General features: G+C 65.1%; 27 protein-coding genes and 1 tRNA gene. 9 read left to right on the forward strand and 19 right to left on the reverse strand.

Annotation, left to right across the window (positions count from 1 at the left end):
* Window positions 1-48: 48 nt before the first annotated feature.
* From RWO33_RS07670 to dxs, 3 genes are all read left to right on the forward strand, one after another.
* Complete coding sequence (locus RWO33_RS07670; RefSeq protein ID WP_314103831.1) at window positions 49-1,839, forward strand: acyl-CoA dehydrogenase C-terminal domain-containing protein; 1,791 nt, start codon at window positions 49-51, stop codon at window positions 1,837-1,839.
* A gap of 155 nt (window positions 1,840-1,994) precedes the next feature.
* Window positions 1,995-2,654 (forward strand): HNH endonuclease, encoded by a 660-nt coding sequence (locus RWO33_RS07675; protein ID WP_145480002.1) that lies wholly within the window; start codon window positions 1,995-1,997, stop codon window positions 2,652-2,654.
* 115 nt (window positions 2,655-2,769) lie between these two features.
* The gene (gene dxs, locus RWO33_RS07680) at window positions 2,770-4,668 is read left to right on the forward strand and encodes a 1-deoxy-D-xylulose-5-phosphate synthase (RefSeq protein ID WP_145480000.1); all 1,899 of its coding nucleotides are present in this window, start codon (window positions 2,770-2,772) and stop codon (window positions 4,666-4,668) included.
* A 263-nt stretch (window positions 4,669-4,931) separates the two neighbouring features.
* On the opposite strand, the gene RWO33_RS07685 is transcribed toward dxs, so the two are convergent.
* The 4 genes from RWO33_RS07685 to RWO33_RS07700 all read right to left on the reverse strand — a co-directional run bounded on the left by RWO33_RS07685 (window position 4,932) and on the right by RWO33_RS07700 (window position 7,987).
* A complete protein-coding gene (locus tag RWO33_RS07685; RefSeq protein WP_314103835.1) occupies window positions 4,932-5,468 on the reverse strand; it encodes a DUF3011 domain-containing protein in 537 nt (178 codons plus the stop codon).
* 120 nt (window positions 5,469-5,588) lie between these two features.
* The gene (locus RWO33_RS07690) at window positions 5,589-5,789 is read right to left on the reverse strand and encodes a hypothetical protein (protein ID WP_314103838.1); all 201 of its coding nucleotides are present in this window, start codon (window positions 5,787-5,789) and stop codon (window positions 5,589-5,591) included.
* Between the two features lie 189 nt (window positions 5,790-5,978).
* Window positions 5,979-7,316: a HAMP domain-containing sensor histidine kinase gene (locus tag RWO33_RS07695; RefSeq protein WP_145479996.1), complete on the reverse strand. Its 1,338-nt coding sequence runs from the start codon at window positions 7,314-7,316 to the stop codon at window positions 5,979-5,981.
* Window positions 7,313-7,987 carry a response regulator transcription factor gene (locus tag RWO33_RS07700; protein WP_145479994.1) on the reverse strand — a complete coding sequence of 225 codons (675 nt, stop codon included), beginning with the start codon at window positions 7,985-7,987 and terminating at the stop codon, window positions 7,313-7,315. The genes RWO33_RS07695 and RWO33_RS07700 overlap by 4 nt, the downstream gene beginning before the upstream one ends.
* A gap of 110 nt (window positions 7,988-8,097) precedes the next feature.
* Between RWO33_RS07700 and RWO33_RS07705 the strand changes: the two genes are divergently transcribed.
* From RWO33_RS07705 to RWO33_RS07725, 5 genes are all read left to right on the forward strand, one after another.
* Window positions 8,098-8,874, forward strand: a complete 777-nt coding sequence (locus tag RWO33_RS07705) for a MipA/OmpV family protein (protein WP_314103842.1) — start codon at window positions 8,098-8,100, stop codon at window positions 8,872-8,874.
* 2 nt (window positions 8,875-8,876) lie between these two features.
* Window positions 8,877-9,104 (forward strand): hypothetical protein, encoded by a 228-nt coding sequence (locus tag RWO33_RS07710; protein WP_145479990.1) that lies wholly within the window; start codon window positions 8,877-8,879, stop codon window positions 9,102-9,104.
* On the forward strand, window positions 9,101-9,535 hold the full coding sequence (locus RWO33_RS07715; RefSeq protein WP_314103847.1) for a hypothetical protein: 435 nt from the start codon (window positions 9,101-9,103) through the stop codon (window positions 9,533-9,535). The genes RWO33_RS07710 and RWO33_RS07715 overlap by 4 nt, the downstream gene beginning before the upstream one ends.
* Before the next feature lie 84 nt (window positions 9,536-9,619).
* The gene (locus RWO33_RS07720) at window positions 9,620-10,102 is read left to right on the forward strand and encodes a hypothetical protein (RefSeq protein ID WP_314103849.1); all 483 of its coding nucleotides are present in this window, start codon (window positions 9,620-9,622) and stop codon (window positions 10,100-10,102) included.
* 115 nt (window positions 10,103-10,217) lie between these two features.
* Entirely contained in the window at window positions 10,218-10,949 is a 732-nt protein-coding gene (locus RWO33_RS07725) for a transporter (protein ID WP_314103851.1), read from the forward strand.
* 75 nt (window positions 10,950-11,024) lie between these two features.
* Here the strand turns inward: RWO33_RS07725 and RWO33_RS07730 are convergent, their stop codons facing one another.
* The 4 genes from RWO33_RS07730 to RWO33_RS07745 form a co-directional block, all read right to left on the reverse strand.
* Window positions 11,025-11,198, reverse strand: coding sequence for a DUF1328 domain-containing protein (locus RWO33_RS07730; protein ID WP_145479978.1), 174 nt, complete (start codon window positions 11,196-11,198; stop codon window positions 11,025-11,027).
* Window positions 11,199-11,604: 406 nt separating this feature from the next.
* Window positions 11,605-11,961, reverse strand: a complete 357-nt coding sequence (locus tag RWO33_RS07735) for a response regulator (RefSeq protein ID WP_145479976.1) — start codon at window positions 11,959-11,961, stop codon at window positions 11,605-11,607.
* The gene (locus RWO33_RS07740) at window positions 11,958-12,965 is read right to left on the reverse strand and encodes an HWE histidine kinase domain-containing protein (RefSeq protein ID WP_314103871.1); all 1,008 of its coding nucleotides are present in this window, start codon (window positions 12,963-12,965) and stop codon (window positions 11,958-11,960) included. Before RWO33_RS07740 ends, RWO33_RS07735 begins: the two co-directional genes overlap by 4 nt.
* 119 nt (window positions 12,966-13,084) lie before the next feature.
* Window positions 13,085-13,471 carry a GNAT family N-acetyltransferase gene (locus RWO33_RS07745; RefSeq protein ID WP_314103855.1) on the reverse strand — a complete coding sequence of 129 codons (387 nt, stop codon included), beginning with the start codon at window positions 13,469-13,471 and terminating at the stop codon, window positions 13,085-13,087.
* Between the two features lie 381 nt (window positions 13,472-13,852).
* Between RWO33_RS07745 and RWO33_RS07750 the strand changes: the two genes are divergently transcribed.
* A complete protein-coding gene (locus RWO33_RS07750) occupies window positions 13,853-14,338 on the forward strand; it encodes a hypothetical protein (protein WP_314103857.1) in 486 nt (161 codons plus the stop codon).
* 94 nt (window positions 14,339-14,432) lie between these two features.
* Here the strand turns inward: RWO33_RS07750 and RWO33_RS07755 are convergent, their stop codons facing one another.
* The 11 genes from RWO33_RS07755 to thrS all read right to left on the reverse strand — a co-directional run bounded on the left by RWO33_RS07755 (window position 14,433) and on the right by thrS (window position 26,013).
* Complete coding sequence (locus RWO33_RS07755; protein ID WP_314103859.1) at window positions 14,433-16,745, reverse strand: S8 family peptidase; 2,313 nt, start codon at window positions 16,743-16,745, stop codon at window positions 14,433-14,435.
* A 142-nt stretch (window positions 16,746-16,887) separates the two neighbouring features.
* Window positions 16,888-17,841: an ATP-binding protein gene (locus tag RWO33_RS07760; RefSeq protein WP_314103861.1), complete on the reverse strand. Its 954-nt coding sequence runs from the start codon at window positions 17,839-17,841 to the stop codon at window positions 16,888-16,890.
* A 370-nt stretch (window positions 17,842-18,211) separates the two neighbouring features.
* Window positions 18,212-18,288: transfer RNA gene (locus RWO33_RS07765), tRNA-Pro, on the reverse strand.
* Between the two features lie 67 nt (window positions 18,289-18,355).
* The gene (locus RWO33_RS07770; protein ID WP_068853353.1) at window positions 18,356-18,712 is read right to left on the reverse strand and encodes a MerR family transcriptional regulator; all 357 of its coding nucleotides are present in this window, start codon (window positions 18,710-18,712) and stop codon (window positions 18,356-18,358) included.
* Window positions 18,693-18,992, reverse strand: a complete 300-nt coding sequence (locus RWO33_RS07775; RefSeq protein ID WP_145480358.1) for an integration host factor subunit alpha — start codon at window positions 18,990-18,992, stop codon at window positions 18,693-18,695. The genes RWO33_RS07770 and RWO33_RS07775 overlap by 20 nt, the downstream gene beginning before the upstream one ends.
* 28 nt (window positions 18,993-19,020) lie before the next feature.
* Window positions 19,021-21,399 (reverse strand): phenylalanine--tRNA ligase subunit beta, encoded by a 2,379-nt coding sequence (pheT, locus tag RWO33_RS07780; RefSeq protein ID WP_314103866.1) that lies wholly within the window; start codon window positions 21,397-21,399, stop codon window positions 19,021-19,023.
* A gap of 82 nt (window positions 21,400-21,481) precedes the next feature.
* A complete protein-coding gene (locus RWO33_RS07785) occupies window positions 21,482-22,477 on the reverse strand; it encodes a phenylalanine--tRNA ligase subunit alpha (RefSeq protein WP_145479964.1) in 996 nt (331 codons plus the stop codon).
* A gap of 159 nt (window positions 22,478-22,636) precedes the next feature.
* Entirely contained in the window at window positions 22,637-22,996 is a 360-nt protein-coding gene (gene rplT, locus RWO33_RS07790; protein ID WP_145479962.1) for a 50S ribosomal protein L20, read from the reverse strand.
* A 10-nt stretch (window positions 22,997-23,006) separates the two neighbouring features.
* On the reverse strand, window positions 23,007-23,204 hold the full coding sequence (gene rpmI / locus RWO33_RS07795; protein WP_102944552.1) for a 50S ribosomal protein L35: 198 nt from the start codon (window positions 23,202-23,204) through the stop codon (window positions 23,007-23,009).
* Between the two features lie 317 nt (window positions 23,205-23,521).
* On the reverse strand, window positions 23,522-24,061 hold the full coding sequence (infC, locus tag RWO33_RS07800; RefSeq protein WP_026070650.1) for a translation initiation factor IF-3: 540 nt from the start codon (window positions 24,059-24,061) through the stop codon (window positions 23,522-23,524).
* 47 nt (window positions 24,062-24,108) lie between these two features.
* Window positions 24,109-26,013, reverse strand: a complete 1,905-nt coding sequence (thrS, locus tag RWO33_RS07805; RefSeq protein WP_314103870.1) for a threonine--tRNA ligase — start codon at window positions 26,011-26,013, stop codon at window positions 24,109-24,111.
* Window positions 26,014-26,597 lie beyond the last annotated feature (584 nt).

A 26,597-nucleotide genomic window follows, 5' to 3' on the forward strand; every position in this document is an offset into this window, starting at 1 on the left:
GCCACCCCGTCTTCAGCTTGATTCCCCGCATCTGATCGAGACCGCACGATGAGCAGCTACACCGCACCGCTGACCGATATCCGCTTCGCCCTGCACGACGTGTTGAAGGTGGAGCCGCTGTTCGCCCGCCTGGGCTTCGCCGACGCCACTGCCGACGTCGTCGATGCGGTTCTGGAAGAAGCCGGCCGCTTCAGCACCAGCGTGCTGGCGCCGCTCAACAGCGTGGGCGATGAAATCGGCTGCGTGCTCGACCAGGCCAGCGGCGAAGTGACCACCCCGCCCGGTTTCAGGCAGGCCTACACGCAGTTCGTCGAAGGTGGCTGGACCGGCCTGACCGCGACACCGGAGCTCGGTGGCCAGGGCCTGCCGCACACCCTGGGCGTGCCGCTCAATGAAATGATCAACGCCGCCAACCTGGCCTGGGGCAACTTCCCGCTGCTCTCGCACGGCGCCATCGAAGCGCTGAAGCAGCACGGCGAAGCCTGGCAGCAGGACGCCTTCCTGAAGCCGCTGATCGAAGGCCGCTGGACCGGCACCATGTGCCTGACCGAACCGCATTGCGGCACCGATCTGGGCCTGCTCAAGACCAAGGCAGAACCGAATGCCGACGGCAGCTTTGCCATCACCGGCACCAAGATCTTCATCACCGCCGGCGAGCATGACCTCACCGACAACATCGTGCACCTGGTGCTGGCCAAGCTGCCCGACGCCCCGGCCGGCGCCAAGGGCATTTCGCTGTTCGTCACCCCCAAGTTCAAGGTCGACCGCGAAGGCGCCGTCGGCGAGCGCAACGCACTGCGCTGTGGTTCGATCGAACACAAGATGGGCATCAAGGGCTCGGTCACCTGCGTGATGAACTTCGATGGCGCCGAAGGTTACCTGGTGGGCCAACCGCACAAGGGCCTGCAGGCGATGTTTACCATGATGAACACCGCGCGCCTGGGCGTGGGCCTGCAGGGCATCGGCCTGAGCGAGCGCGCGTATCAGAACGCACTGAAGTACGCGCGCGAACGCCTGCAGTCGCGTTCGCTGAGCGGCCCGAAGAACCCGGACAAGCCGGCCGACCCGATCCTGGTCCACCCGGACGTGCGCCGCATGCTGCTCTCGATCAAGTCGCTGGTGGAAGGCAGCCGCCTGCTGGCGCTGCACGCGGCCACCCTGATCGACGTCGCCCACCATGCCGAAGACGCCGCCGAGCGCGAGCGCGCCGAGACCCTGGTGAGCTTCCTCACCCCGATCTCCAAGGCCTGCCAGACCGAATGGGGCATCGAAAACACCTACAACGCGCTGCAGTGCTTCGGTGGCCACGGCTACATCCACGAACACGGCATGGAACAGCTGGCCCGCGATGCCCGCATCACCACGCTGTATGAGGGCACCACCGGCATCCAGGCGCTGGACCTGATCGGTCGCAAGACCGCCGCCAGCCAGGGTGCGGGGCTGAAGCTGATGCTGGCCGAGCTCGAGGCCTTCGCCAAGGCCAATGAAGGCAACGAATCGCTGGCCGAATTCATCGCTCCGCTGCGCGCCAAGGCGCAGGAATGGGGCGAGCTGACCCTGGCCACCCTGCAGCGCGCCGCCGCCAACCCGGACGAACTGGGCGCGGCCAGCTTCGATTACCTGTTTTATTCCGGCTACGTGGTGCTGGCTTACTGGTGGGCGCGCAGCGTTGCCGCCGCCGACGCGTCCACGCAGAGCGAGGCGTTCAAGCAGGCCAAGCGCGAAACCGCCCGCTTCTACTTCGCGCGCATGCTGCCGCGCACGCTCAGCCACGCCGCCGCCATCCAGGCCGGCGCGGACTCGCTGATGGCCATGGAAGACGCGCGGTTCGGGGAATAATCCCGCAGCACGCACACCTGTAGCGCCGGCCGTTGGCCGGCCAACGTGGATGTCCAACGTCCATGAAGGCCGCCCAACGGGCGGCGCTACCGGTTTCCGGGGTTGCCTGCGCCCATACCCAAATTGCAACGAATCCGGTATAAGCTGTTTTCCCGATGGAGACAGACACTACACGCCTAGGTCTGATCGATACCGGAGCCTCGTCCGCCCCGGTCGCCGAAGCATCGCCGATCGCCATGCTGCATCGGCCAGGCAGCGTCCGACTGCTGTCTCTGGACGCCCACGGGCGCGTACTGGACTGGATCAACTGGCAGGATGCGGCCTGCCTCTACTCGCGCGGCGCCGTCGCCTGGACCCTGGGCGACCCGTGCCTGCACATCCATGGCGGCACCAACCGGCTCAGCGGCCTGCAGAGCGGGATCGACCTGCACCCGATCATCGCCGCGCGCGGCCACGCCCGCTCCCGCGCCCTCGACCCCACCCCGAACCTGTCCAACCAGGCCCTGTTCGCCCGCGACGCGCACCTGTGCCTGTACTGCGGCCAACAGTTCCATCGCCCGCAGCTGACCCGGGACCACGTCATGCCGCTGTCCAAGGGCGGCTTGGATGTCTGGGAAAACGTGGTCAGCGCGTGCTTCCACTGCAACTCGCGCAAGAGCGACCGCACCCCGCAGCAGGCCGGCATGCCGCTGCTGGCGGTGCCGTACCGGCCCAGCTGGATCGAACACATGATCCTGTCCAACCGCAATATCCTGGCCGACCAGATGGCTTTCCTGAAGGCGCAGCTGCCCAAACGCTCCAAACTGGCGGCCTGAGCCTGCGACCGGTTGTCGCAGGGCACCCTCACTGTCTGCTCACCGGTACAGCGGTTTGCTTGCCCCACCCCGGTTTGGGGGGGAAAATAGGCGCTTGAGAAGAAGCGCGATAAACATGATCGATTCCGCACGCTATCCCCGCCTGTCGCGCATCCAGAATCCGGATGACCTGCGCAGGTTCGAAGAATCCGAACTGCCTGCCATCGCAGATGAACTGCGTGCCTACCTGATCGAGTCGGTCGGCAAGAGTGGCGGTCATTTCGGCGCCGGGCTCGGCGTGATCGAACTCACCGTGGCCCTGCACTACCTGTACCAGACCCCGGTCGACCAGTTGATCTGGGACGTGGGCCACCAGACCTACCCGCACAAGATCCTGACCGGTCGCCGCGACCAGATCCACACCGTCAAGCAGAAGGACGGCGTGGCACCGTTCCCCAAGCGCGAGGAAAGCGAGTACGACACCTTCGGGGTCGGCCATTCCTCCACCTCCATCTCCGCCGCACTGGGCATGGCCATCGCGCGCCAGCGCGAGGGTGACGACCGCAAGGTGGTGGCGGTGATCGGTGACGGCGCGATGACTGCCGGGATGGCGTACGAGGCGCTCAACCATGCCGGCGGCATGGAGCAGGAACCGAACCTGCTGGTGATCCTCAACGACAACAACATGTCGATCTCCGAAGCCGTGGGCGGCCTCACCAAGATCCTCGGCCGCGCCACCGGCAACCGCACGCTCAATGCGCTGCGCGAAGGCGGCAAGAAGATCCTCGGCGACAAGAAGAAGTCGCCGTCCGCGCGCTTCGTCAAGCGCTGGGAGGAACACTGGAAAGGCATGTTCGTGCCCTCCACCTTCTTCGAAGAGATGGGCTTCCATTACACCGGCCCGATCGACGGCCATGACGTGCCCGCGCTGGTGGCCACGTTGAAGACGCTGCGGGGCCTGAAGGGCCTGAAGCTGCTGCACGTGATGACCACCAAGGGCAAGGGCTACGAGCGCGCCGAAGGCGACCAGATCGGTTACCACGCGGTCGGGCCGTTCGATCCGGACAAGGGCCTGGTGGCCAAGGGCGGCAGCAAGAAGCCGACCTATACCGACGTCTTCAGCGACTGGCTGTGCGACGCCGCCGCCGCCGAACCGCGCCTGCTGGGCATCACCCCGGCGATGCGCGAAGGCTCCGGCCTGGTGCGTTTCAGCAGGGAATATCCGGAACGCTATTTCGACGTGGCCATCGCCGAGCAGCATGCGGTGACCCTGGCCGCCGGCATGGCCACCCAGGGTGCCAAGCCGGTGGTGGCGATCTACTCCACCTTCCTGCAGCGCGCGTACGACCAGCTGGTGCACGACGTAGCGGTGCAGAAGCTGGACGTGCTGTTCGCGATCGACCGCGCCGGCGTGGTCGGTCCGGACGGTGCCACGCACGCCGGCAACCTGGACCTGAGCTTCCTGCGCTGCGTACCGCACATGGTGGTGATGGCGCCGTCCGACGAAGCCGAATGCCGCCGCATGCTCAGCACCGGCCTGCAGTACGAAGGTCCCGCGGCGGTGCGCTACCCGCGCGGCAGCGGCACCGGCGTGGACGCCGGCACCGACCTTTCGACGCTGGAGATCGGCAAGGCCGAGCTGCGCGTGCAGGGCAACGGCATTGCGTTGCTTGCGTTCGGCAGCACCGTACCGGCCGCCGAAGCAGTAGGCCGCGAGCTGGGCCTGAGCGTGGTCAACATGCGCTTCATCAAGCCGCTTGATCGCGCCCTGCTGCTGGAACTGGCCCGGACCCACCAGGGCTTCGTGACCATCGAAGACAACGTGGTGGCCGGCGGCGCCGGTTCCGGCGTGGCCGAACTGCTCAATGCGGAAGACGTACTGCGCCCGTTCCTGCACCTGGGCCTGCCCGACAGCTTCCAGCACCACGCCAGTCGCGAAGACCTGCTGGCCGAAGCCGGCATCGACGCCGCCGGCATCCGTGCCGCCGTGCTGAAGCGCTGGCCGAAGCTCGGCAGCCAGGCCCTCAGCGCCTGACACGGGAACCGTAGAGCCACGCCCTGCGTGGCTGGGAGGGCGGCCGGGCACCCCCCCCCACCCCCGGCGGGGGGCGCACCGGGGGGCCGCCCCGACGCGGCCCGACGCCCGCCCGCCTGGCCCCCCGCGCCTGACCGGGGACCCTTACCGCCCCGCCCGGGGGGGCGGCGCTTCGTTCCGGCACCGCGCAGCCACGCAGGGCGTGGCTCTACCGGGGCGCCGGCACTTCGCGGACACGCATGGCGTGTCCCTGCGCGGGCGCCTTACCTGACTTCGAACTCCGCGCGGCAACCGCCGTTGACCCACACGCCGTCGCGGTCATGGCCCCAGGTGCGACCCTCGATGCACGCCGTGCGCGAGGTCTGCCGCACCAGGCGCACGTCGCGGCGCACGCTGACGTTGCAGCGGCGCATGCGCTGGTCATTGGAATCGCAGCTGATGATCTGCCCACGCCCGCCACCCCAGCCGCCGCCTTGGTTGCCCTGGTTGCCCCAGCCCCCGCCGTGCGAAGGACGGCCGCGCTCGGCGATGAACTCGGCGCGGCAGCCGCGGGTCACCCACACCCCGTTCCGGGCCTGGCCCCAGGTGTCGCCTTCAATGCAGGGAGAACCGGACAGCTGCCGCACCAGGCGCGCACGGCCGTCGATCGGGCACTGCTGGGTGCGGCCCTTGATCGATTCACAGCGCACCGGGCCGTCGTTGTAGCCATCGTCGTAACGCTGCGCCTGCGCGGTGCCGGCCATCGCCATGAGCGCAACCGGCAACAAGGCCCACATCCCGATCTGCGTTGCCTGCTTCATTGCGACGTCCTCGTGCCATTGGATGAATAGGCACAGGATCAGGGAAGTTGAAGGTTTCGCCTATAGCTCAACCGGGGTGATTTCAGGATCGATTCAACAAACCGACGTGACGCTGACCGCTCAGCCGTAGTGAACGGCGTCCACGAAGGCCTCGCCCACCTGCACCCGTACCCCACTGCTGCTGCCGGTTTCGGCGTGGTGTTCGCGGGCCAGTGAATCGGCGAAATCAAACGCCGTCGCGCCGTTTTCAAACGCTACCGGCGCGACCGCGCCGGGCTGCACAACCTGCCATTGATGGTGCTGGTGTTGGACCTTGATCATCATCGGTGTGGCCTCGAGTGGCATCCTGCATGGGCAAGGCGAGGCGTACGCCTGGGAAGCGACCTCGCGGGGGAATCTTGCATGGCGCGGGTTCCTTCCCGACGCTGGAGCCACGATACGTGCGGAAATCCGGCCGGACTATCGGATTTCTCTGAATTTCGCGCTGAAAGTGACCCATCCAGCTTTCGGCTAGCGCTCCACCGGCAGCGACATCACGAACCGCGCCCCGCCCCCGACCGCTTCCTCGGCCACGATGCTGCCGCCATGCCGCAGCAGGATCTCGCGCGCCAGGTACAGCCCCAGGCCACTCCCGCTGCCACTGGGCCGCAGCCGGTGGAACGGCTCGAAGATCGATTGCCGTGCCTGTTCGGGGACCCCATCCCCCTCATCGCTCACCGACAGCAGCCCGTTGGACTGCAGCTCCACCATCACCGTGCCGCTGCCACCGCCGTGCGCGATGGCGTTCTGCAGCAGCCCGCTGATCACCCGGTGCAGCGCATCGGGGTCGCCACGCACCCACAGCGCCTGTTCCGGCGCGTCCACCGCAAAAGCATAGCCGGCATCGATCAGCAGCGGCGCCACGTCGGCGGCGACTTCACGGGTCAACGCCGCCAGGTCCACGCGCTGGTGCTGGCTGCGGTGATGGTCCAGCCGCTGCAGGTCCAGCAGCTGCTCAGCGATGTTGCTCAACCGCCCCAGGTCGCGCTGCAGGCGCGAGCGCACCTGCCCGGGCGGCAGGTCGGCAATGCGCGTGGCGAGGATCGCGATCGGCATGCGCAGCTCGTGCGCGGCGCCGACCAGGAAACGATCCTGCGCGTCGTAGCTTTCGCCGATGCGGCGCACCGCCGCGTTGAAGGCATCCACCAGCGGCACGATCTCGCGCGGCACCGCGTGCGTGTCCAGGCCACGGCCGCGTTCGGTGATCTGGATCGCCGCGGCCTGCGCCGCCACCCGGTTCACCCCGCGCAGCGAACGATGGATCGCCCACGGCGCCACCACCAGCGTGATCACGATCAGCGGCAACGTGATCCAGCCGCCGAGGTAGCCGATGATCACCGCCAGCTGCCGCCAGAAGCCGCGTTGCGGCAGGCCGCCCACCATCACGTGCAGGCGGCCGTCCTCACGATCGGACACCCACACCCGCATCGCCAGCTCCAGCCCGCGGCTGCGCGTGCGCACGTCGGTGGGTTCCACGTGCGCCAGCTGGTCGGCCAGCGCGCGATATACCGCCGGCAGCGGACCGTGTTCGACCCGGTGCCCCTGCTCGTCGGCGGCGGCGAACCAGAACGTGGCCGGGCGGTCCGGCGCCGCTTCATTCACCGCCGCCCAGTCCACCTGCAACGTGCCGTCCTGCAGGCGGATCGCATCGGCTACCGCTTCGCTGGTTTTCCAATCGACATACGCGGTGCTGCGGTCGCCATAGACCAGCGCGATACCGGTCAGCGCGATCAACACCATCGCCACCTGGATCAGGCAGATCTTCCACGCCAGGCTGAAGGACAGCGAGCCGGGTTTGAGGAACTTCATGCGCTTTCCTTCAACAGGTAACCGATCCCGCGCATCACGTGGATCTCCACCTGCGCGTCGGCATCGGCCAGCGCGCGGCGCAGCTTGGATACATGCGCGTCCAGCGCGTTGGACTGGATCTCATCGTCGAACCCGTACACCGCTTCCTGCAGCGCCGCGCGCGCCACGGTGCGGCCCTGGCGCAGGGCCAGCGCTTCCAGCACCAGCAGCTGCCGCCGCGGCAGCGCCAGCAGCGCGCCGCCTACCGTGGCCTGGCGTGCCACGAAATCGAACTGCAGCCGGCCCAGGCCCAGCACCGGCAGGGTGATCTGCGCCGGCCGCCGTGAAATCGCGCGGATCCGCGCCAGCAGCTCTTCCACCGCGAACGGCTTGGTCAGGTAATCGTCCGCGCCCACGTCCAATCCCACCACCCGGTCGGCCACCGAATCGCGTGCGGTCAGCATGATCACCGGCAGGTTGGGCACGTGGCTGCGCGCCACCCGCACGAAGTTGGCGCCGTCGCCGTCGGGCAGCTGGCGGTCCAGCAGCAGCACCTGGTGCACCCCGGCCTTCAGCGCCTCGGCCGCCTGCGCCATCGACACCACCAGGTCCACCACCATGCCGTGGCGGCCCAGGCTGGCCTGGATGGCGCCGGCCAGTTCGGGGTCGTCTTCGAGCAGCAGGATGCGCATGGGCGGTACGGGCGGGGGCGGAGGCCGCCGATGGTACCCCGCCCGATGACGTAACGTTCCCACAATGTCCGCTGGACACCATGCGGGTTTGACCGGCGCAGGAGCCTCCCATGCACAGTGATTCACGGAAGACGGCAGCCGCAGGCCTGGCCCTGCTCGGGCTGCTGGCCAGCAGCAGCGTGCTGGCCCAGCCGGCGCCCGGGGCCAAGGCACGCAGCAGTGTCGGCCTGGCGGTGGTTGCGCAGAAATCCCCGTACGCCGGCTACGACACCGACGTGCTGCCGGTGCCGGTGATCAACTGGGAAGGCCGCAAGTTCCACTTCCGTGGCGGCAGCATCGGCTACACCCTGTTCGACGACCAACGCACCAGCGTTTCGCTGCTGGCCTCGCCCTACTTCATGCGTTTCAAGCACAAGGACACCGACAACCCGCAGCTCCGCCAATTGTCCAACCGCAGCATGTCGGCCATGGCCGGCGTGGCGGTGCGACATACCGCGCCGTGGGGCGTGCTGCAGGGCAATGTGCAGGCCGAAGTCAGCGGACACGGTGGCGGCGTGGCGGCCGATGCCAAGTACGGCTATCCGATCCCCACCGGTCGGGTGGTGCTGATGCCTGGCGTGGGCGCCAACTACGCCAGCAGCAGCCTCAACGACTACTACTTCGGCGTCAGCGCGGTCGAAGCGCAGCGCAGTGGCCTGCCCGCCTACCGTTCCGGCAGTGGCGTGGCCCCGTACATGGACCTGAGCGCAGTGATGCCGCTGGGCCCTCACTGGACCGCCACCGCGTCGCTGCGCCGTACCCTGCTGTCCAGCGCGGTCAAGGACAGCCCTATGACCGTGGGTACGCACATGGACAGCGCGCTGCTGGCGCTGAGCTACGGGTTCTGAGCATGCGTACCGGCATCGTACGTCGGGTGGCCACGCTGGCCCTGCAGATCGAACCGGACCGCAGCCGGGTACTGCACTGGATCGTGCACACACCACTGGGCGCATTGGGTGGCCAGACTACGTTCGAGCTGGCCTGCAATGGCCAGGGCGAGCGGGTGCTGGAACTGCTGCGCGGCCTGCTCGCGCAACCTGGCACCCAGCCCCGCCAGCTTCCGCAGGCGCCGGCATGAGCCGTCCCTTCCCGCTGCTCAGCACCACCGAGGCTGCGGATGCCCCGGCCCTGGCCAGCGCGCTGGTCGACTTCGACCGCGCGGTGCAAACCTTGCTGGAGCAGGATCCGGACGTGCACGGGCGTTTCTCCCGCGCCTATGTCACCGCGCTGTTCCGCGCCTGCCTGCAGCCGCCCGAGGCCGGCGCCGGCACCCCGCGCGGGCGACCAGATCCGGACATCGCACAGGCGCTCAAACACTGGATCCAGGACCAGCTGCAGCGCCATCCCGGCGAAGCCGATGACCACCGCCTCACCGCGGCACGCCGCGCCGCGCACGGCTTCTGGCTGCAGTCGATGGCCTGCCCGATCGACGAGGACGGCAAGCCACGCGCCGCACGGCTGATGGATGGACTGCTCGCCCTGACCCGACCGGATCCGTCGCTGCGCTGAAGTCCTTTTACGACCAGTTGCATGGACCGACCGCGCCACTGCGGCCACTGTCCAGGGTCCATCCATGCACTGGACGAACGGCCCATGCGTGTTCCCGCCGACCTTCCGCCCCGCCTTCCACCCCGCATTGAAACGCCCGTCCCGCTCGCCGAGGCCATCGTCCAGGACGCGGCAGAGTGGGAGGCCGCCACCGATGCGCTGGACGCCCTGTCGCCGCCGACCGCGGAGGACAGCGAGGACCTCCCTGACCACGAGCAGGACGAAGACGCGCGCCGACAGCCACCGCAGGCGCTCGATCCGGAAGAGGACGAAGACACGCCCGCCAGCGGCAACGGCGTCGCCCGCCGCCCGGACCTGGGCACCGGGTTCTGGGTGCTTCCCGAGCCACACCACCTGCTGCGCTACGTGCCTGCGCCGGGTCGCGGCCCGCTGCTTACGGCTGTCGCAGCGCCGCTGGGCGCGGATGCTGCCGGCCACCGTGCTGCTCGCCGGGGGCCGGTTGATCGCGATGAAGACCGCCACCCGGAGCATCCGTCCGGCAGCGACGAGCGTGCGGGCGACCAGTAGCCACTCGGCCCGTCCTCACGGCGCATTGCCGCCGCCCCGCTAGGCTGCTGCTGTTTTCCAGACGGTGGATGTGGCGATGCGTGCATGGGTAGGACTTCTGTTGGTGGCCGTGGCCATGCCCGCCTGGGCACAGCAGGACGAAAGTGAAACACCGGCCTTCGACCGCCCGGGACTGGGCTTCGCCGCCTCGGTGCTGCCCGGGGGCGGCGTGGCGCTGGAACTGGGCCTGCCCGACTACCAGCGCGACCGCGACGACGCCGGTACCCGCAGCACCGAATACGGTACCGATGTGCGGCTGCGCGTGGGCCTGGGCGCGCAGCTCGAGCTGCAGGCCTTTGGCAGCCCCTGGAACCACCTGCGCGAGGCCCCGCGCGATGCGCCCGCCACCACCACGCGCGGCGCCGGCGACAGCGGCCTGGCACTCAAATACGCCCTGCCCTTGCATTCGGAGCGCCATGCCCTGGCCCTGCTGGCCAGCAGCAGCTTCGGCACCGGCTCACGCGACTTCAGCGAAGGCGGCACCCAGTACGAACTGGGCGCCAGCTACGAATACACCTTCAACCAACGCTGGAGCGGCGCGCTGTACGCCAACGCCACCCGTGGCGCGGGCGAAGACGCCTTCACCTGGTCGCCCAGCCTGAGCTTGGCCGCAAGCGACACCGTCAGCGCCTACATCGAAGCCGGTTTCACCCATACCCGGGGCGAACCCGCCACCTCCGTCGCGGGCGCCGGCCTGACCTGGATGCCCGCCGAACGCATCCAGCTGGACGCCTCGTTCGACCTGGGCCTGGATCGGGACAGCCCGGATCTGCAGGCCGGACTGGGAATTTCGTTCTACTTCGAGTGATCAACAACCGGATGCAAAAAAGCCTGCGCATTGCTGCGCAGGCTTTCGTCTTTACCGCCTCACCTTGTCGTGAGGTCAGGTCACCTTCTTGGCGACCGTCATGCCCAGCACGAACAGGATGACGGCGATGATGATGCCTGCCCAGAACAGGAACTTGGCCACGCCAATGGCGGCGCCGCCGATACCGGCAAAGCCCAGCGCGCCGGCAATGATGCCGATGATGGCGAAGATGATGGCCCACTTGATCATGTTGTTCCTTTCCCCGGTTGCCGGGTATGACTGACAGGCCTCCACGCTAGCGATGCGGGCGTGCCGCAACAGTGAATGGGGCGCGGGCTTCGTGTGAAGGCACTACGTTATGTGAACGGACGCCGCTACGTATTCAGCTGCGTGTGTAGGATTTTTCCGACGAACGGTAGGTGCCACCGCCGCGCTCAAAACTGTAAGTGATTGAATTAAAAGGAAACACGTGGGAGACGCCATCACAGCACTGAATGTGTGATCGTTGCCTCAATTTCACCGCATGGTCACAATGATGACGTCCCCAACGGCCGTACTGACATGCGCGCATTCGTCTCCAAGCAGCACCCTGCATTGCTCAAGGTCTACTTCGCGGCCTGCTACGTAGTGCTGATCGAGGAAGTGATCCGCGCGATCAGTTGACCGGGTTGCGCACCCGTTCAAGCGCACGCCCTAGTTCGGGCATGCGGAAGGGCTTCTGCAGGCCATAACGGCGCCGCAGCCGCTCCGGCAGCGTCTCCCTGCCGTATCCGCTGAGGAACATGTAGGGGATCCCCCGCGCCTCCAGCACGTCAGCCACCGGGAACGACGTCTGTCCGGCCAGGTTCACATCCAGCAGCGCCACGTCGAAACTGCAGCGCTCCGCCGCAGTGAGTGCCTCGTCCAGCGTGCCGACCAGCGCTACCACTTCGTAGCCCGCGTGCACCAGATAGTCTTCGACCATCATCGCAATCATCGATTCGTCTTCGACGATCAGCACGCGCGCAGTCACGGGTGAACCTTCAGGGTGTCGTCGCCCGGCGGGAACACCACGCGGTAACGCAGCCCACCCGGCTCGAACGACAGCTCCACCGTGCCGCCCAGGTCATGTTTCAGCCCCTTCTCCAACAGGCGCGAACCGAACCCGCGCTGGCTGGGAGGCTGCACCGGGGGGCCGCCGCTTTCCTGCCACACCAGCTCGACCATCTCGCGCCCATCCACGGACGTCTTGTGCCAGTGCACCGACACCCGACCGTCGGGCCCGGACAGGGCGCCGAACTTGACCGCGTTGGTGCCCAGCTCATGCAGCGCCATGGCCAAGGCCAACGCGCGGCGCGGGTCCAGCCGGCAGGGTTCGCCCTGCACGTCGAATCGCGTGGCGGGGTCGTCCGAATGCGCCACCGCAGTCGCCTGGACCAGCTCCAGGATGTCGGCGCTGTGCCAGTTCTCGCGAGTCAGCACATCATGCGCCGCCGACAGCGCCACCAGGCGCTGCTCCACCTTCTCGCTGGCCTCGGCCAGGTCCCTGGCGTTGTGGCAGGTCTGCCGTGCGATCGACTGCACCATGGCCAGCGAGTTCTTTACCCGATGGTTGAGCTCGTTGATGAGCAGCTGCAGGTGCTGTTCGTGGCGCTTGCGCTCGGTAACGTCGCGGGTGCTGCCGGCAATGGCTTCCACTTCGCCATCAGGTCCAATCACCGGGGTGAAGATGTAGTCGTAGATGCGTACGCCCTGGGTGGTGTGCGGGAACGGCACATCGCCACGGATCGGCTGCCTGGTGGCAATCACCCGCTCGATCTCGGCGTCGTGCATGGCCGCATGCCAGGGCTCATAGCCGATCTCCAGGCAGGTCTTGCCCATCGCCTCATCCCAGGTCATGCCCCACATGTTCAACAGCGCCTGGTTGGCGTAAATGAACCGATGTTTCAGATCGAACACGTAGGACAGATCTGGCGTGGCCTGCAACAGCGCCTCGTAAATGCGCCATTTGGCGGTGTTTTCTTCTTGTTGCTGCAGCACGGATCAGGCCCGGGGTCGTTCGGCGCAGGATAGGTGTGAAGGCGTGAAAGCAGGATCATGCTTTTGCCGAATCTGGCCGATTGATGGCTCACCGTTCAGCGACCCGGGACCTGGAACTACGGCGTGGGGAGCGCCCGTTCCATCGGCTGGTAGACCAGGCCCGCGTATTCCCCGGCCGGGCCGGCCACCTGGAACCCGAAGCGCTGGTAGGCGGCGACCGACCCCAAAGACGCCCGTACGGTGACCACTTCGGACCGGGCGCATGCGAGCACGGCCTGCATCAAGGCCCGCCCTACCCCTTTGCCCTGATGCCCCGGCGCAACGAACAACGTGGCCACGTGCTGCCCACCCATGAGTTCGGCCACCCCCACGACCTGGCCGTCGGCCTCGAACACGAACATGTCGTTGTCATCGGAAAAGCGGCTGGCAATGCCGTCCACCGAGACGATCCCGGCAAAGGTGGCGATGCCCTCCGGAGAGAGCGAGCGCGCGACCGCTTTCATGAAGGATGCCATGCACACAGCACTGGCCTGCTCGAGGTCGGTGGCTTGAAGTCGTCTTGTTGTCATCCTTTGCCTCCATCCGGATCGGCTCGAAGGTGTCATTGGCGGGGCGCACCTGTTGGTGCTTGCCGTGGGTCAATCGTGGGCTGATGACGTTGCAAGCATCTGATAGAGAGACGCTTGCGACATCCCGGCGTATTGCTACCGACCCACTTCCCAATTCCTGGCACAGCGCGTTGACAGCCTTCCCTCGCCACGCGCAGGATCGCTGCGTCGCCAACTCCTCGGTGACCGGGATTGGCGTTCCGAAGAAAGGCGCATCGACGCCCACCAGTGTAATCCACAGGGCGTTGGAACCTACTTCAAACGAGGACGTCCTCCATGTCATTCGACCCTTTCGCCGCCCCTACGCGCGTTACCGTAGACCTCAACTACTACTTCAGCGCCATCGCCGACACATTGGATTGGGGCAGCCCCGCTTGGGTGACCCTGGAATCCAAGCTCCGCACAGATATCCGCACCTCGGATCAGCTGACGATGGGCGAGATCCTGAAGGCCATCGCCTCGACGCGCTGCGATGCGACGACAAAGCCAGGCATCCAGGTGCATCGCCTGATTGGCGCCAATGATCCTTCCAGGCATGAGGTTTTCCGCGCAATCCGCAAACTGCTTCGGATCTACGACCTGCGCATCGTGGAGCTGCTTGAGCTCATCGATGTCATTGAACGCTGCCCTGGCAACGTCGAGGACATGAGCATCAGGAACCTGCTTGCGCTGATTTCCCTCGTGGATACTGATGAGGTGCCGATAGCTCCCTTTGCAACTACGCACCCCTCTGGTTCGGGAGCGCGATCCAAGCCCCATTAGCGGCTCGCCACGAGATGAGCGAAGAGCGAAGAAGGCCCCTAACGGGGCCTTCAATATGCGCTTGGCTCAGCGGGCACCAGAATTAGTGTGGAATCTAGACAACAACTTGTGCGCGAACCTCCAAGCGCTGTCGCACTTCTTCATAAACACCCGCAACATCAGGCATGCATACGGTGATTGCGATCGCAAAGGGTATGAGGTCGTCAACCACGGCAGCGTCTTGATCAGGCTGACGCTGTAGGTTCAACTTGATGTGTGCACCATCAACAATGTTGGCAACTTTTCTTCCGTCCCACCGACGGCTGTAGAGTGTTCCGCGTCTAGCCTGATTCGTATCGGGTTGATCGGAACTAACTTTGATTCCCAGTCCTTCGATGTCTGGCTCGGCGAGCCAGAGCCGCACCGAGCGATAAGCCCTTGCACCTGCGATCACGGGCGTGAACCAGCCAAGAGTCGCGACTATCTCATGAGGCAGCGCCTTGCCCCCCATTACCGAAGGAATTGGCATCGAGACAGTTACAACTTGGTCTCTTCCAATTAATCCAGTCGCCCAAACGGTGGCACGGTCATCAGCACAGGTAACCGCCGCCTCCGCATCGACGACGCCATAACCTATGAATCTTCTGACGTTGTCTTTCCTCCGGACATGCTGTCTGCGATCTTCAGGTCCGAGACACGACTGAATGAGCGTCACGGTTTCCGCTGGCCAACGAGCAGCGTGAGCAAGTAATACCTTTAGGAGCACCGCCCTTTGCGGGCTAGGGAGAATCAGGAATGCCTCTCCGTACGCTCTTTCCAAAGCGTCATGAATTCGGTGGCATGTGCGCGACACGAGTGCTGCGGATGCGCTGGTGCCAGTGGTGTAACCCTCTGACGCCTCAACTCCGGCCACGGGCGGCCTGGCCACCTTTAGCCCGTTGGAGCGCCCGGGCCCACCGGGCTCAACCCAAATACCTTGATCATCCGAACGAATGACAGAGACACGTTCCTTTCCGCCAGGCATTAGCACATCCGGCTTCACCGCATTGCTGTATCCAGGCCCCAAAGTGCTCGATGGGTTGCAGATCAGCAGAGATGCATAGGGATCTATAAGCACAGAGCTTCTCGAGCGCGCGTCTGGCGAAACACTGTCTTCGTTAGAGGCACCCACGGTCAAAGAGTTGACTGACTCAGCAGGAGATATAATTGTGCGCTGGGCCATGAAGCCCCCAACCGCCTTGATCATTGAGCGAGCGCGAAGTTCCGGAGAAGAATCTTCAAAGGCAATACGGCCGGCGAAGTCGGCCACCAATAAGGGCTCGGATGTATTACCAGCGCTAACAACAAAGAGAATTCCGTAGCGGTACGCCAAGTAATCCAACAGCCTGGCCCACGGAGATATCCGCCCATGAAACCTGGCCCTTCTGTTGCCGAGTGACAGGTTGATGATCAAAACATGCGGCGAACTAGCATCCTCTCCTTCCCTCATGGAAACGACTGCCTGGTAGATGACGTCGACGAGCAGGCGCTGCGAGGGAAATGTCTCATCTCCCTCATCCGGCGAGTGGATGACCGGCACCGTGTGAATCCGACGCGGAAGGGCGCTTTGACGATCTCCAAGGTCGCCATGTATCAGTAGCGAGGCCATGGCCGTCCCATGGACCCGGCTGCTTACTGGGGATGTCGGCTCAAGCTCAAAAACGTCATCCACCGACAGATGCGTGCTGAGCAAGCTATGGCCGGCCATCGGCACCCCGTCCAGAAGTGCCAGAATTGGCTCCCCAAGCTCTCTCCGCACCGCCGAGGGCAGCGGCGGTCGAGTTGCGCCTCCTTCATCGTCGACATGCACGGAGGTCGCCACTGCCTGAGGCCGAATGTGCATGACTTCATCCGCACCGGCTACGCTGGCTTGCGAATACGTCAGCACGGCGGACACCGAGCTCCGAGGTAACTCCACAAGAAGCGCGTCGTAGTGGATTTGGTCTATCCGGGAATGACCAATGATGCGTCCACCAGCCTCCATGACCTTTTGCTCTACTGCGAGTCTTGCCTCCGCCCCACGGACCGGACTGCGTCGATATACAAGTTCAAGCTCGAGACGGAGCAACTCGCTCGGATCTTGTTCAAGCGCCAATTCAATCTCAGCAGCATCGAAGGGATCAACTCTATCTCGAGGCCCCCAAGGCCTTAAATCGGCAAGCAGCGAAAAAACTTTGCTCCACTTCGTCAAACCATGGGGCAAAATTCCGTCCGTCTTCCAATAGCTCCAAAGGCTGGTAAGTTCAGCCAAAGCGCGAGCGTCGGGAACCATGAGGTACGCGAGGCCAGCACTGGAATCGGGCTCTCCGGCCAGATCCTCCTCGTCTATCCACTCCAAGCCTGGCACATCACGGACTGCATCGGAGAATTTGGAAACCTCTCCCAACACCTCAAATACTAGCAGTCTCTCTGGCGCGATGGCCGTAGGGTCGGACCGAAGTTCAAGACCCCCACTGTCGCGCCCAAGCGCCTCTGTCAAACGCCGAAATACAGGCTCAAAAACGAGTCGCTGTCGCCCTAATGGGTAAGGATCAGGTTGCGGGACGTTCTGCCGCCTTCCTTGCCGAACTCCGCGCTCTGGTTCTGGACTCACCCTCAGAAGTGGCTTGCTTGGATCGGGCTTCATGCCGCACCTCTGGCTGCACTCTCGATTTCCATATCTTCATCTCGTGGTCTATCGCGTCATCAACGGACACGGCGCCCAAGCCCAATATCTGGCGGCGCCTCACATTCTGACAAAAATCCACAACTTCCGAATACGCCACAGCAGTCAGGTCAGCTGACATTTCTGACAAACTTCTGGACGGGGCTTCTGGCCACTTCTCTATTACACGATCAAGCAGAACCTCCACGGCCGCGCGTGTCGGCATTGGAAAGTTCAAGCGATATTGGAACCGCCGCCAAACTGCCCTATCAAGAAGCTCTGCATGATTAGTGGCAGATATCACAACGACGTAGCTGGGCAGTTGATCAAGCTGCAATAGCAAGAACGAAACGACTCGCTTGATCTCGCCAGTTTCGTGGTTATCGCCGCGCTCTTTACCAATAGAATCGAATTCGTCGAAAAATAGAACGCACGGACGCGTGCGCACGAAGTCGAATAGCTTCCGCAACCTTGCGTTGGTTTCTCCGAGATAGCTCCCGATCAGAGCATCGTAGCGAACGATAAAGAAAGGCAGCCCAAGCGCTTCCGCGACTGCTTCCGCGAAAGAAGTCTTGCCGTTGCCTGGAGGACCCGAGAGAAGAATTTTGTGCCTAGGCTCGTACCCATGTGAACGCAGAACTCCGGCCCTAGTCTGCTCTTCAACGATCTGCCTACCGGCCTCTTGGACGGGCAGGGGCAAAACAAGCTGTTCGAGGCGGACTCGTGGCTTCAGCTCGAGAACCGCTTCCCGACCACCCTTTTGCTCTGCTTCTGTAACAGACAGAAGACTGTTGGAGGTAACAGCCACGGATGACAAGGCGCGCTCCAAGCGATCAGCCACAACGTGGTGATTCTTGGCCCGCTCATCTGCAGCCAGCGCCTCTGCGGTAGTACGAACAGAAGTCTGGTCACCGCTAGTAGCTGCTCGCACTAGTGACACTAAAAGATCACTTCTGGCCATATCGAATACTCATTTATCAAATCAGCTATGACTAATCCACATCCGTGAAGCGCACAGCAACGCTCCTCGTTCCCTTGGGCGTTACGGCAGCATACACCGTCCCATCTCACTAGTTGAGATTTCTGGCTCGAACGGCCGGAGACCGGGGTTGATTCCGTCAGCTCGATCCGTTGTGTCGCACCGGTCGAAAAGGGCAGGAAAGAAAAAAGGCCCGCGCATCGCTGCGTAGGCCTTTGATCTACAACCAGTTTGGTCGGGACGGCCGGATTTGAACCGACGACCCTCTGCCCCCCAGGCAGATGCGCTACCAGGCTGCGCTACGCCCCGATGTTGCTGGTGTTGTCCCCGCCTTGCAGCGGGCCGACGAGTATAACCGGTTTGATCGAAAAAGGCTTCAGCGGCGCAGCAGCTGCAGCACTTCTTCCAGTTCCATCCGGGTCTGCTTGATGATCTGGTTGCTCAGTGCCGATTCGTCGCGTGCGCCGGCACCTTCCAGGCGCAGGCGCGCGCCGCCGATGGTGTAGCCCTGTTCGTACAGCAGGCCGCGGATCTGCCGCACCATCAGCACGTCGTGGCGCTGGTAGTAGCGGCGGTTGCCGCGTCGCTTGGCCGGTTCCAGGCTGGGGAATTCGGTTTCCCAGTAGCGCAGCACGTGCGGCTTTACATCGCACAGCTCGCTGACTTCACCAATGGTGAAGTAGCGCTTGGCCGGTATCGGCGGAAGCTCGCGGTTACTGCCCGGATCCAGCATATGCCTCTACCCTTTCCTTGAGCTTCTGGCCCGGACGGAAGGTGACCACCGTACGGGCGGAAATCGGAATTTCCTCGCCGGTCTTCGGGTTGCGGCCCGGGCGCTGGTTCTTGCGCCGCAGGTCGAAATTGCCGTAGCCGGAAAGCTTTACCTGCCGTCCCTGTTCCAATGCTTCGCGCAGCACATCGAAGAACGCGTCGACAAATTCCTTGGCTTCGCGCTTGTTCAGACCGACTTCGTCGAACAGCTTTTCGGCCATCTCCGCCTTGGTCAATGCCATCTGCCTGCTACTCCCCAATCCTGCCCGCTCAACCGCGGATCCGGGCGTGGTGTTCACGCTCCATCGCGGCCACCGCCTCGGTGACCACTGCGTCCACGTCTCGATCCGTGAGAGTGCGCGACTTGTCCTGCAAAATCAAGCCCATAGCGAGACTCTTGAAGCCCGGCTCTACGCCTTGGCCAACGTACCGGTCGAACAGGGTCACCTGCTGCAGCAGCGGGCCGGCGGCCCGGCGCAGGGTGGCTTCCAGGTCGGCCCAGGCCGCGCCGTCGGGCACCAGGAAGGCTAGGTCGCGGCGCACCGAGGGGAAGCGGGACAGCTCGCTGGCGCGCGGCAGGGCGCGGGCGGCCAGGGCCGCCAGGTCCAGTTCGAAGCCGAATACGTCAGCGTCGATGTCCATCGCCTTGGCCACGCGCGGGTGGATCTGGCCGATCCAGCCCAGGCTGACGCCGTCGCGCAGGACCTCGGCCGAACGCGCCGGGTGGCCGTACGGGCGGGTGGAGGGCACGAAGGCGAGCACGGCGCCGGAGGCGGCCGCCAGCGATTCCAGGTCGCCCTTGAGGTCATGGAAGTCGACCTTGCGGGTGGCCACGCCCCACTGTTCCGGGGTGGCGTCGCCGCACACGGCCACGGCCACGCGCTGGGTTTCCAGCGGCGCGGCACCCTGCCCGGCCTGTGGGTGGAACACCCGGCCCAGCTCGAACAGGCGCACGCTGGCCTGCTGGCGGGCAGCGTTGCGGCCCAGGGTCGCCACCAGGCCCGGCAGCAGCGCCGGGCGCATCACCGCCAGCTCGGCCGACAGCGGGTTGGCCAGCGCGACCACGTTGTCCTGCAGTTGCCACTGGGCCAGCAGGCCGGCATCGACAAAGGCGTAGTTGATGGTTTCCTGCAGGTCGCGGGCGACCAGCTGGCGACGGGTGCTCAGGTCGTCCAGGCGGGTCTCGCTGGGCATGGCGATGCGCGCCGCACCGCCCGGCAGGGTGGTGGGAATGCGCTCGTAGCCGTGGATGCGGGCCAGCTCTTCGATCAGGTCTTCTTCGATGGCGATGTCGAAGCGGCGGCTGGGGGCAGTGACCTGCCAGCCGTCGGCGGCGGCGGCCACGTCCATGCCGAGCGCGCGCAGGATGCGCTCGACGTCGGCATCGGCAATCTGGACGCCCAGCACGCGGGCGATGCGCGCGCGGCGCAGGGTGATGGTGGCGGTGGCCGGCAGGTCGGCTTCGCGCACCGCCTCGGTAACCGGGGCCGGGGTGCCGCCGGCCAGGTCCAGCACCAGGCGGGTGGCGTATTCGATCGCAGTGCGCGGCAGCGCGGGGTCCACGCCACGCTCGAAGCGGTGGCCGGCGTCAGTGTGCAGGCCCAGCTTGCGGCCACGGCCCATGATCGCGGCCGGGGCGAAGTGCGCGGCTTCCAGGAACACGGCGGTGGTGTCGTCGGTGACCCGGGTGTCGTAGCCGCCCATCAGGCCGGCCAGGCCGACCGGGCGGTCGGCGTCGGTAATCACCAGGAAGCTGTCGTCCAGCGCGGCATCGCGGCCGTCGAGCAGCTTGAGGGTTTCACCCGCGCGCGAGCGGCGCACGCCGATGCTGCCCTGCAGGGTGCCCAGGTCGTAGGCGTGCATCGGCTGGCCAAGTTCCAGCATCACGTACTGGGTGATGTCGACCAGCAGCGACACCGGGCGCACACCGCTGCGACGCAGGCGCTCGGCCATCCACAGCGGGGTGGCGGCGCGCGGGTTGACGCCTTCAATGATGCGGCCGAGGTAGCGCGGGGCTTCGGCACCGGCGTCCAGGCTGATGGCCAGTTCGCGGCTGCCCACGGCCGGCACCGGCGCGGCGTTGAACGGGACCACTTCGCTGGCGCAGGCGGCGGCCACGTCGAAGGCGATGCCGCGCACGCTGAAACAGTCGGCGCGGTTGGGGGTGAGCTTGATCTCGATGCTGGCATCGGGCAGGCCCAGGTAATCGACCAGGCTCTGGCCGACCGGGGCGTCTGCGGGCAGCTCCAGCAGGCCGGAGGCGTCGCTGTCCAGGCCCAGTTCCTTGGCCGAGCACAGCATGCCGTTGGAGTCCACGCCGCGCAGTTTGGCGGCCTTGATGTTGAAGTCGCCGATCTTCGCACCGATCATCGCCAGCGGTGCGACCAGGCCGGCGCGCGCGTTCGGCGCGCCACACACGATCTGCAGGTGCTCGCCCTGCCCGGCATCGACCTGGCAGATCTGCAGGCGGTCGGCCTCGGGGTGGCGCTCGGCGGTGACGATCCGCGCCACCACCACGTGGTCGAGGCTGGCACCGAGGTCGGTGACCTCTTCCACTTCCAGGCCGATGGCGGTCAACACCGCGCTGAGCTCGTCGCGCGAGGCAGTGGTGGGAACGTGGCTGCGCAGCCAGTTTTCAGAGAATTTCATGGTGTCACCCTGGTGGGCCGGCGCATGCGCCTGGGCCGTAGTTCAACAATCGTAGTGCCGGGCCCAGCCCGGCATTCCGTCATCAGGCGAATTGTTTGAGGAAGCGCACGTCGTTCTCGAAGAACGCGCGCAGGTCGTTCACGCCGTAGCGCAGCATGGCGAAACGCTCCACGCCCAGGCCGAAGGCGAAGCCGGTGTAACGCTCCGGGTCGATGCCCACGCTGCGCAGCACGTTCGGATGGACCATGCCGCAGCCCAGCACTTCCAGCCAGCGGGTGCTGCCGTCGGGCTGCTGCCAGGCGATGTCCACTTCCGCGCCGGGTTCGACGAAGGGGAAGTAGCTGGGGCGGAAGCGCATTTCGAAATCGCGCTCGAAGAACGCGCGCACGAACTCGGACAGCGTGCCTTTGAGGTCGGCGAAGGTCGAATGCTCGTCCACCAGCAGGCCTTCGACCTGGTGGAACATCGGCGAATGGGTCTGGTCGCTGTCGCTGCGGTACACCTTGCCCGCCGCGATCATGCGCAGCGGCGGCGCGTGGTCGCCCATGTAGCGCACCTGCACACCGGAGGTATGCGTGCGCAGCAGGCGGCCGTCGCCGAAGTAGAAGGTGTCGTGCATGGCGCGCGCCGGGTGGTGCGGCGGGAAGTTCAGGGCTTCGAAGTTGTGCCAGTCGTCTTCGATTTCCGGGCCTTCGGACAGCTCGTAGCCGAGGCGGCCGAAGATCTCGGTGATGCGTTCCAGGGTGCGGGTGACCGGGTGCAGGCCACCGCGTTCGGCGCCGCGGCCCGGCAGGGTGATGTCGATCGCTTCAGCGGCCAGGCGCGCGTCGAGCGCAGCGTCTTCCAGCACGGCCTTGCGTTCGCCCAGCGCGGTGGTCAGCGCGTCGCGGGCCTGGTTGATGGCTTCGCCGGCGGCCTTGCGTTGGTCGGCCGGCAGCGTGCCGAGCTGCTTGAGCTGGGCGGTGATGCTGCCGCTCTTGCCGAGCAGCGCCACGCGCAGGGCTTCAAGCGCATCGGGGCTCTGCGCGGCGGCCACGTCGGCCAAAGCCTGGGTGGTCAGGGATTGGATGTCACTCATGGATAGCCTGGGCCTCGCGTCGGATTGCCTTCGCGATGCACGCCGGGCCGACACCCGTCGCCACCGCCACAAAAAAGAATGGGGAAGGACTTGCGCCCTTCCCCATGCATTGCCTTACCCGGCGCCATTGCGTTTGCACGGCAACGGCGGGGAATGGACTTATGCCGCCAGCGCGCCCTTGGCCTTTTCGGCCAGTGCAGCAAAACCGGCTGCGTCGTGCACGGCGATGTCAGCCAGCACCTTGCGGTCCAGGGTGATGTTCGCCTTGAGCAGGCCGTTCATGAAACGGCTGTAGCTCAGACCGTTGATGCGGGCAGCCGCGTTGATGCGGGTGATCCACAGCGAGCGGAAATTACGCTTCTTCTGCTTACGGCCGATATAGGCGTACTGCTGTGCCTTGATGACGGCCTGCTTGGCAACGCGGAAGACCTTGCGGCGTGCGTTGTAGTAACCCTTGGCAAGGGTCAGGATTTTCTTGTGGCGGCGACGCGCCTGTACACCACGCTTTACTCGAGCCATGGGTCAGTCCTCAGAGGTAGGGAAGCATACGAGTCAAACGGCCTGCGTCTTCTGCACGAACATGGTTCGTCTGACGCAGATTGCGCTTCCGCTTGGTCGACTTCTTGGTGAGGATGTGGCTGCGGTTGGCGTGGCCAGCCTTGAACTTGCCGGAGGCGGTCTTGCGGAAACGCTTGGCCGCCGCCCGGTTGGTCTTGATCTTGGGCATTGCAATGTCCTTGATGATGTTTTGTCACTGACCAGGGCGGTGGCGATGCCACACTTTCCGTCCGTGCCCTTGCCTGCTTGTAAGCCCGGGATCCCCTCTGGGAACCAGGCCGGTCCTGTTGCCGTTGAAAAGCGTGAAACCGTTCAAAACAGCACCCCCGAAAAACGGGGCCGCCCATTATGCATGGGTTCGTTGACGGGTGCAAGCTGTTGATTGGGCGACGGTTCCCGGTATGACACGGGAACGGGCCACGGTCGCGTCTCTCCGTTCAGGTCCGCGAAGCCACGCAGGGCGTGGCTCTACGGCGCCGGAGGCGCTTATTTCTTCTTCGGCGCGATCATCATGACCATCTGCCGGCCTTCCAGGCGCGGACGGGACTCGATCACGATGTCCTCGCCCAGATCGGCTTCGATCCGGTTGGCCATCTCACGACCCAGCTCCTGGTGGCTCATTTCACGACCACGGAAGCGGATGTTCACCTTGATCTTGTCGCCCTCTTCCAGGAACCCGCGCATCTTGCGCAGCTTGATCTGGTAGTCGCCTTCGTCGGTGACCGGACGGAATTTGACTTCCTTGATCTCGACCTGCTTGGTCTTCTTCTTGGCCTCGTTGGCCTTTTTCTGCGCTTCGAACTTGAACTTGCCGAAGTCCATGATCTTGCACACCGGCGGATCAGCCTGCGGCTGGATCTCGACCAGGTCCAGACCTTCGTCTTCGGCCATCGACAGCGCTTCGTCACGCGTCAACACGCCAATCATTTCACCGTCGCTGCCGATCACGCGTACGCGCGGCACCCGGATTTCCTGATTCTTGCGGTTCTGTTTGTTGTCAGGGGTACTGATATTGCAATCTCCCAGAGGAATCAAACCGGCCCACGCGGGTCATCCGCAGGGCCGGGACTTTCTTACACAGACTGTTCTGCCTGCAACCGCTCGAGGAAGGCCTGGACGGACATGCTGCCCAGATCTTCGCCGGAGCGCGTACGCACGGCCACGGCGCCGTTTTCCTTCTCACGGTCGCCCACCACCAGCAGGTACGGGACCCGCTGCAGCGTATGCTCGCGAATCTTATAACCGATCTTCTCATTGCGCAAATCGGACGTTACCCGGAAGCCTTGATCTGCAAGGGTTTTCGTGACTTCCTGCACGTATTCAGCCTGGGCATCGGTAATATTGGCCACCACCGCCTGGGTCGGGGCCAGCCAGGCCGGGAACTGGCCGGCATGGTGCTCGATCAGGATGCCGATGAAGCGCTCCATGGAGCCCACGATGGCCCGGTGCAGCATGACCGGGTGCTTTTTCTGGCTGTTTTCGTCCACGTACTCGGCGCCCAGCCGGCCCGGCATCATGAAGTCCACCTGCATGGTACCCAGCTGCCAGGTGCGGCCGATGGCGTCCTTGAGGTGGTATTCGATCTTCGGGCCATAGAAGGCGCCCTCGCCCGGCAGCTCCTGCCATTCCACGCCGCAGCTGGACAGCGCCGAGCGCAGCGCGCCTTCGGCCTTGTCCCAGGTGGCGTCGTCGCCCAGGCGCGACTCGGGGCGCAGGGCGATCTTGATCTGGATCTCGTCGAAGCCGAAGTGCTGGTACACCGCCAGCGCCTGCTGGTGGAAGGCGGTCACTTCCGCTTCGATCTGTGCCTCGGTGCAGAACACGTGGCCGTCGTCCTGGGTGAATCCACGCACGCGCAGGATGCCGTGCAGCGCGCCGGACGGCTCGTTGCGGTGGCAGGAACCGAACTCACCGTAGCGGATCGGCAGGTCGCGGTAGCTGTGCAGGCCCTGGTTGAACACCTGCACGTGGCCCGGGCAGTTCATCGGCTTGACCGCGTAGGTGCGCTTCTCCGATTCGGTGAAGAACATGTTGTCCTGATAGTTGTCCCAGTGACCGGACTTCTTCCACAGGCTCACGTCCAGGATCTGCGGGCAGCGCACTTCGCCGTAGCCGCTCTTGCGGTAGACCTTGCGCATGTACTGCTCGACCACCTGCCACAGCGCCCAGCCCTTGGGGTGCCAGAACACCAGGCCCGGGGCCTCTTCCTGCAGGTGGAACAGATCCTGCTGCTTGCCGATGCGGCGGTGGTCGCGCATTTCGGCTTCTTCGATGCGCTTGATGTAGGCCTCGAGCTGCTTCTTGTCGGCCCAGGCGGTGCCGTAGATGCGCTGCAGCTGCTCGTTCTGGGCGTCGCCGCGCCAGTAGGCGCCGGAAATGCGGGTCAGCTTGAAGGCCTTCAGGAAGCGCGTGTTGGGCACGTGCGGTCCGCGGCACATGTCCACGTATTCCTGGTGGTAGTACATGCCCATGGCCTGGATGTCCGGCGACATGTCTTCGATCAGGCGCAGCTTGTAGTCCTCGCCACGGGCCTTGAAGATCTCGATCACTTCCGCGCGCGGGGTCATCTTCTTGACCACGTCGTAGTCCTGCGCGATCAGCTCGCCCATGCGCTTTTCGATGGCGGCCATGTCGTCCGGGGTGAACGGACGTTCGGAATGGATGTCGTAATAGAAGCCTTCGGCGATCACCGGGCCGATCACCATCTTGACGTCCGGGTACAGCTGCTTGACCGCATGGCCAACCAGGTGGGCGGCGGAGTGGCGGATGATTTCCACGCCCTCCTCGTCCTTGGCGGTGATGATCCGCAGGCTCGCGTCGTGGTCGATCACGTCACTGGCATCGACCAGCACGCCATCCACCGCACCGGCGATGGTGGCCTTGGCCAGGCCGGCGCCGATCGACTGGGCGACCTCCATGACACTGACGGGGTTTTCGAACTCACGGCGGCTGCCGTCGGGAAGCGTGATCGCGATCATGGCTCTGGCTTTGTGCTTGGGAGGCCTGGATGCAGGCCGGGGAAACGGGAGTCGAGGGTGCCCGGGGCGCGGCCGGATAAAAGAAAAGCGCCACGAAGGCGCCTGTCAGGGGGCCGTCGGGACGTTCAGCGCTGGGCGGTGGTAGTGCTCATGTCGCACGCTGGACCGGCGCTTGGCGCGGGTCACCTTGTTGCCTCGAGGTGGATGCGTCGATCTTAAACCAAATGCCGGGGGTTGCCCAATGGTGGTCGCCTGGGCCAGGCATCGCGAGGGCCGACCAACGGTCGGCGCTACCGGTCGGCTGACTTCAGGTCGGATCGATATGAACCGGGTGATCTGGCGCGCGCAAACGGCAATGATTACCATGCGCGCATTGCCGGAGCGCCCGGCCCGCCTGCCTTCCCGAGGATTTCAATGCCCTGCGCCGCCCCCATGGCCCGCACGCTCCTGCCCTGCGCGGCGTTTCCATGCTGACCGCCGACGCCCTGGCGCTGCTGTACTGCGCACTGGCCGGCGCTGCGTCGGCGTTCTCGGCGCTGGCCTTCTACGCCGCTTCGCCGCACTGCCGCTGGCCGCGCCTGCGC

The sequence above is a fragment of the uncultured Stenotrophomonas sp. genome (assembly GCF_963519925.1).
GTDB lineage: Bacteria > Pseudomonadota > Gammaproteobacteria > Xanthomonadales > Xanthomonadaceae > Stenotrophomonas > Stenotrophomonas maltophilia_AE.

Coding starts and splice junctions, on each gene's coding strand:
- rplT (WP_145479962.1), bottom strand. CDS start 22,996: ATGGCTCGAGTAAAGCGTGGTGTACAGGCGCGTCGCCGCCACAAGAAA.
- RWO33_RS07690 (WP_314103838.1), bottom strand. CDS start 5,789: ATGATCAAGGTCCAACACCAGCACCATCAATGGCAGGTTGTGCAGCCC.
- RWO33_RS07725 (WP_314103851.1), top strand. CDS start 10,218: ATGCCCGCCTGGGCACAGCAGGACGAAAGTGAAACACCGGCCTTCGAC.
- RWO33_RS07720 (WP_314103849.1), top strand. CDS start 9,620: ATGCGTGTTCCCGCCGACCTTCCGCCCCGCCTTCCACCCCGCATTGAA.
- RWO33_RS07685 (WP_314103835.1), bottom strand. CDS start 5,468: ATGAAGCAGGCAACGCAGATCGGGATGTGGGCCTTGTTGCCGGTTGCG.
- RWO33_RS07700 (WP_145479994.1), bottom strand. CDS start 7,987: ATGCGCATCCTGCTGCTCGAAGACGACCCCGAACTGGCCGGCGCCATC.
- RWO33_RS07785 (WP_145479964.1), bottom strand. CDS start 22,477: ATGAGTGACATCCAATCCCTGACCACCCAGGCTTTGGCCGACGTGGCC.
- RWO33_RS07750 (WP_314103857.1), top strand. CDS start 13,853: ATGTCATTCGACCCTTTCGCCGCCCCTACGCGCGTTACCGTAGACCTC.
- RWO33_RS07670 (WP_314103831.1), top strand. CDS start 49: ATGAGCAGCTACACCGCACCGCTGACCGATATCCGCTTCGCCCTGCAC.
- RWO33_RS07730 (WP_145479978.1), bottom strand. CDS start 11,198: ATGATCAAGTGGGCCATCATCTTCGCCATCATCGGCATCATTGCCGGC.
- thrS (WP_314103870.1), bottom strand. CDS start 26,013: ATGATCGCGATCACGCTTCCCGACGGCAGCCGCCGTGAGTTCGAAAAC.
- RWO33_RS07775 (WP_145480358.1), bottom strand. CDS start 18,992: ATGGCATTGACCAAGGCGGAGATGGCCGAAAAGCTGTTCGACGAAGTC.
- RWO33_RS07675 (WP_145480002.1), top strand. CDS start 1,995: ATGGAGACAGACACTACACGCCTAGGTCTGATCGATACCGGAGCCTCG.
- rpmI (WP_102944552.1), bottom strand. CDS start 23,204: ATGCCCAAGATCAAGACCAACCGGGCGGCGGCCAAGCGTTTCCGCAAG.
- pheT (WP_314103866.1), bottom strand. CDS start 21,399: ATGAAATTCTCTGAAAACTGGCTGCGCAGCCACGTTCCCACCACTGCC.
- RWO33_RS07745 (WP_314103855.1), bottom strand. CDS start 13,471: ATGAAAGCGGTCGCGCGCTCGCTCTCTCCGGAGGGCATCGCCACCTTT.
- RWO33_RS07705 (WP_314103842.1), top strand. CDS start 8,098: ATGCACAGTGATTCACGGAAGACGGCAGCCGCAGGCCTGGCCCTGCTC.
- dxs (WP_145480000.1), top strand. CDS start 2,770: ATGATCGATTCCGCACGCTATCCCCGCCTGTCGCGCATCCAGAATCCG.
- RWO33_RS07770 (WP_068853353.1), bottom strand. CDS start 18,712: ATGCTGGATCCGGGCAGTAACCGCGAGCTTCCGCCGATACCGGCCAAG.
- RWO33_RS07710 (WP_145479990.1), top strand. CDS start 8,877: ATGCGTACCGGCATCGTACGTCGGGTGGCCACGCTGGCCCTGCAGATC.
- RWO33_RS07695 (WP_145479996.1), bottom strand. CDS start 7,316: ATGAAGTTCCTCAAACCCGGCTCGCTGTCCTTCAGCCTGGCGTGGAAG.
- RWO33_RS07715 (WP_314103847.1), top strand. CDS start 9,101: ATGAGCCGTCCCTTCCCGCTGCTCAGCACCACCGAGGCTGCGGATGCC.